4 protein-coding genes are annotated in these 4,664 nt (G+C 73.6%); 1 reads left to right on the forward strand and 3 read right to left on the reverse strand.

The genetic code is table 11. From position 1 onward, the window contains the following. The first annotated feature begins 299 nt into the window (after window positions 1-299). The gene (lexA, locus tag HW445_RS19230) at window positions 300-1,103 is read left to right on the forward strand and encodes a transcriptional repressor LexA (RefSeq protein ID WP_151775264.1); all 804 of its coding nucleotides are present in this window, start codon (window positions 300-302) and stop codon (window positions 1,101-1,103) included. 236 nt (window positions 1,104-1,339) lie between these two features. Here lexA and HW445_RS19235 read toward each other — a convergent pair whose 3' ends face one another. The 3 genes from HW445_RS19235 to HW445_RS19245 all read right to left on the reverse strand — a co-directional run. Continuing rightward, entirely contained in the window at window positions 1,340-3,313 is a 1,974-nt protein-coding gene (locus HW445_RS19235) for an ATP-dependent DNA helicase (protein ID WP_180222231.1), read from the reverse strand. Between the two features lie 13 nt (window positions 3,314-3,326). Then, complete coding sequence (locus HW445_RS19240) at window positions 3,327-4,079, reverse strand: GNAT family N-acetyltransferase (RefSeq protein WP_180222232.1); 753 nt, start codon at window positions 4,077-4,079, stop codon at window positions 3,327-3,329. Further along, window positions 3,971-4,664 (reverse strand): IucA/IucC family C-terminal-domain containing protein (locus HW445_RS19245; RefSeq protein ID WP_306673336.1); only part of this gene is annotated, 694 nt, incomplete at its 5' end. The genes HW445_RS19245 and HW445_RS19240, both read right to left, overlap by 109 nt.

Raw genomic sequence — 4,664 nt, forward strand, 5'->3', positions numbered from 1 at the left:
CCGTGACCGCCGCGCGGACGCGCCGCGGGCCTCCTGCGCGGATCCGGGGCCGAAGCGGGCCATGGGGTCGGTCCGGCGGGGTACCGGATGGCAGACTGTGGCACGGCCCGGGCGCGCACGGACCGGTGCAGCGTATCCCCATGCCCTCATTCGTCCCGGGACGGGGTGGTGTGGGGTCTTACACCCGGACCAAGGCACGTGCCAGGTGGATCGGCATTTTTCACTCGAACGTGTGTTTGGCGCAACCTTTCGAAAGCCTCTACCGTTGTGCAGCAGGGAGACCATCGAGAGGGGCCGACGTGACCACCACCGCAGACAGCGCCACCATCACCGCCCAGGACCGCTCCCAGGGGCGTCTCGAGCCGCCACACGCGATGAACGCCGGGATCAACACCGCGATGAACGAAGCCACGCACCCGGAGGGGCCAAAGCGCTCCCTCCCCGGGCGACCTCCCGGCATCCGGGCGGACAGCTCGGGCCTCACCGACCGCCAGCGGCGGGTCATCGAGGTGATCCGCGACTCGGTGCAGCGCCGGGGCTATCCGCCGTCCATGCGGGAGATCGGGCAGGCCGTGGGCCTCTCAAGCACCTCCTCGGTGGCGCACCAGCTGATGGCGCTGGAGCGCAAGGGCTTCCTGCGCCGCGACCCGCACCGGCCGCGCGCCTACGAGGTGCGGGCCTCCGACCAGGCCGCCCCCGTGCAGCCCACGGACACGGCGGGCAAGCCGGCCGCGTCGTACGTGCCGCTGGTGGGCCGTATCGCCGCCGGTGGGCCGATCCTCGCCGAGGAGTCGGTCGAGGACGTCTTCCCGCTCCCCCGGCAGCTGGTCGGTGACGGCGAGCTCTTCGTCCTCAAGGTCGTCGGCGATTCGATGATTGAGGCCGCGATCTGTGACGGCGACTGGGTCACGGTCCGCCGCCAGCCGGTGGCGGAGAACGGCGACATCGTCGCCGCCATGCTGGACGGCGAGGCCACCGTGAAGCGTTTCAAGCGCGAGGACGGTCACGTCTGGCTCCTCCCGCACAACGCCGCCTACGAGCCCATTCCGGGCGACGACGCCACCATCCTGGGCAAGGTGGTGGCGGTGCTGCGCCGCGTCTGAGACCAGCGGCCCTCCCGGCCGCGCTTGATCGGGCCCCGGAACCCCTGCGCCGGTTCCGGGGCCCTGCTGCGTCCGCCGCCGTCGGGCCCTGGGGTGCCGCCGTGCGGTCCTGGTGGCCTTCCGTCGCGGTGACCACGGCTTGCGCCCGTGTGCGTTCCCTCAGCCACCGTCGGCGGCGTACCGCCGCGCCGCGAGGCGCCCGCCGGGCGCTCGGACGACGACCGGTCGCCCGGCGATCAGCGCCCCTCCGCCTGGGCGGTCGCGTCGATGGCGGCGAGCGAGCGGCGGACCTGGTTCCGGTCGGTCGTGTACCAGAAGTCGGGCAGTGAGGCCTTCAGGAAGCTGCCGTAGCGGGCCGTGGCCAGGCGCTGATCGAGCACCGCGACCACGCCGCGGTCGCCCGTGGCCCGGACCAGCCGTCCGGCGCCCTGGGCCATCAGCAGCGCCGCGTGTGTCGCGGCGACCGCCATGAAGCCGTTGCCGCCGCCTTCCTCGACGGCCTTCTGCCGCGCGCTCATCAGCGGGTCGTCGGGCCGCGGGAAGGGGATCTTGTCCATCACCACCAGCTGGCAGCTGGGGCCCGGCACGTCCACGCCCTGCCAGAGCGAGAGCGTGCCGAACAGGCAGGTCTTCGGGTCGGCGGCGAAGTTCTTGATCAGCTCGCCGAGCGTCTCCTCGCCCTGCAGCAGCACGGGGAACTCGGGGATCCGCTCCCGCAGCTCCTCCGCGGCGAGCTGGGCGGCCCGCATCGAGGAGAAGAGTCCGAGCGTGCGCCCGCCTGCGGCCTGGATCAGCTCGGTGAGCTCGTCCAGCATGTCCGCCCGGTCGCCGTCCCGGGCCGGGCGGGCCAGGTGCTTGGCGACGTAGAGGATGCCCTGCTTCGGGTAGTCGAACGGCGATCCGACGTCCACGCCCTTCCACTGCGGGAGGTCGTCACCCTCGAGGCCCTCGGGGCCGAGACCCAGCGACCCGGCGACGCCGTTGAAGTCGCCGCCCAGCTTGAGCGTGGCGGAGGCCAGCACGACGCTGCGGTCGGCGAACAGCTTCTCGCGCATCAGCCCGGCCACGGACAGCGGCGCCACCCGCAGCGAGGCGCCGAAGCGGTCGTGCCGTTCGTACCAGACCACGTCCCACTCGTTGCCGTGGGTGATCCGCTCGGCCACGGCGTGCACGTTCTCCACCGACGCCAGGGCCTGCTTGCGGACCGCGTCCTCGTCCTGGACGGATTTGTCGCGGGTGTTGCCGAGGGCGGAGATCACCGACCGGCAGGCGTCCCGCAACGCGGTCAGCGCGTAGGCCAAGTCCTCGGGGATCTCCTCCAGGCGCCCGGGCAGCGCCAGTTCCATCACCCGCTCGAAACCCTCCGAGGCGGTCTGGAGCTGGTCGGCGAACTTCTCGTCGACCAGCTTGGCCGCGCGGCGCACCGCACGGTTGACCTGGCCGGGGGTCAGCTCGCCGGTGGCGACACCGGTGACCCGGGAGACCAGCTCGTGGGCCTCGTCGACGATCAGCACCTCGTGCTGCGGAACCACCGGCGCGCCCTCGATGGCGTCGATGGCCAGCAGCGCGTGGTTGGTGACGATCACCTCGGCGAGCTTGGCCCGCTCACGGGCCGCCTCCGCGAAGCACTCCGCGCCGTAGGCGCACTTGGAGGCTCCCAGGCATTCGCGGGAGGAGACCGACACCTGCTGCCAGGCCCGGTCGGAGACGCCCGGCGTCAGGTCGTCCCGGTCCCCGTTCTCGGTCTCGTCGGCCCAGTCGCGCAGGCGGAGCAGGTCCTGGCCGAGCTTGCTGGTGGGGGCGGCGGCCTCGAACTGGTCGAAGAGGCCCTCGTCCTCGTCCTGCGGCATTCCCTCGTGCAGCCGGTGCAGGCAGAGGTAGTTGGAGCGGCCCTTGAGCATCGCGTACTCGGGCCGGCGGCGCAGCAGCGGGTGCAGGGCGTCCACCGTGCGCGGCAGGTCGCGTTCGACGAGCTGCCGCTGCAGGGCCAGGGTGGCGGTGGCGATGACCACGCGCTCCCCGTGCGCCAGGCTGGGCACCAGGTAGCCGAGCGACTTACCGGTGCCGGTGCCGGCCTGGACCAGCAGGTGGGTGCCGTCGTCGATGGCTTCCGCGACGGCTTCGGCCATGGCCACCTGGCCGGGACGCTCCGTGCCGCCGACGGCGCCGACGGCGGCGTGCAGGAGTTCGGGGAGTGAGGGCTTCGTCATAGCCCCACCAACCCTAGTGCGTCCCTCCGACAACACCCCGCCCCCGGATCATCAGGGCGGCCCGCTTGCCGGGCAGCTCGAGGGTGCCCGCCCGGCGGAACCCTGCCTTCCGGAAGGCGCCGAGGGAGGCGTGGTTGCGCACGTCGGGCTCGGCGACCAGCCGCGGACAGCCGGGACGCCGGTCGAGCACCAGGCGGGCCACGGCGTCCAGCAGCAGGGCGCCCAGTCCCCGCCCCCGGTCGGCGGCCTCGCCGATCAGCAGATGCACGCCGGTGTCATGGGGGCGCGCGGCGTAGTGGTCCGCGAGCGGGTCGAGGTCGGCGCGGTAGATCTCCCAGTAGCTCGTCGGGCGGCCGTCGAGCAGCCCGAGGCAGGGCACGCTGCGGCCGTCGCCCCCGGTCTGTGCCCGCAGGTGTTCCTCGGTGCGCGCGGGCGGTCCGGCGAGGTCCCAGTACTCCGCCACCACGGGGTCGTTCATCCAGCGGTGCAGCAGGCCGAGGTGTTCCCCGCCCCGCACCGGCAGCAGCCGGAACGGGCCGTCGGGGGTCGCGACGGGGCCCCAGCCCGCCACGTCACGACCCGCCACGTCACGGCCCGCCACGTCACCGGGGCGGGCGCTCCGGACGCCCGCCGGGGCGCGGGTGCCCGCCGGGACGCTCACGGGGCGTGCACCGGGTTGGCGACGGTGACGTACACGGACTGCGTGTCGACCGGGCCGACCAGTTCGTCGAGGCCGCGCAGCCGGGTGAGCAGGTTGGCCTTGCAGCGCAGCAGGGGCTCCTCCAGCAGCCGGGCGGGCAGGGGGGAGCCGGTGGCGTCCGGTCCTGCGGCGGCGTCGGTCAGGAAGCGGCGGAACGCGGCGAGCAGCAGGCGTTCGTCGGCGAGCCCCTGCGATCCGAACGCGCCGATGAGGCCCAGCACGTTGTTGACGCCGAGGTAGTAGGCGAACCGTTCGTCGGTGACGTCGTCGTCCACGAAGGTGTCGCTGCGGTCGCCGACCCCGGGCAGCAGGGCGTCCAGCTCGGCGCGGCGGGACGCGCGGAAGTAGTAGCCCTGGTTGTCCCGGTAGCGGCCGCCGGCGGGCCAGCCGTCCGCGTCGAGCAGGAGCAGGGTGTTCTGCTGGTGGGCCTCGAGGGCGATGCCGGCCTCGCCGTCCAGCCGGAGGACGGGGCGCACGACGCGTTCCAGGTAGCGCAGGAACCACTCGGCGCAGACGGCGGTCCGCGGCCGTCCGGTGCGGGCGGCGAGGGCGGTGACCAGGGCGGCCAGCCGGGAGACGGGCTCACCGGGGCGACGGGTGCAGGCGGGCCGGGGGGCGCAGAGCGAGGCGACGCAGCACACGTCGTCGGTC

The organism is Streptomyces sp. UH6, assembly GCF_013421635.1.
Classification (GTDB): Bacteria; Actinomycetota; Actinomycetes; order Streptomycetales; family Streptomycetaceae; genus Streptomyces; species Streptomyces abyssomicinicus.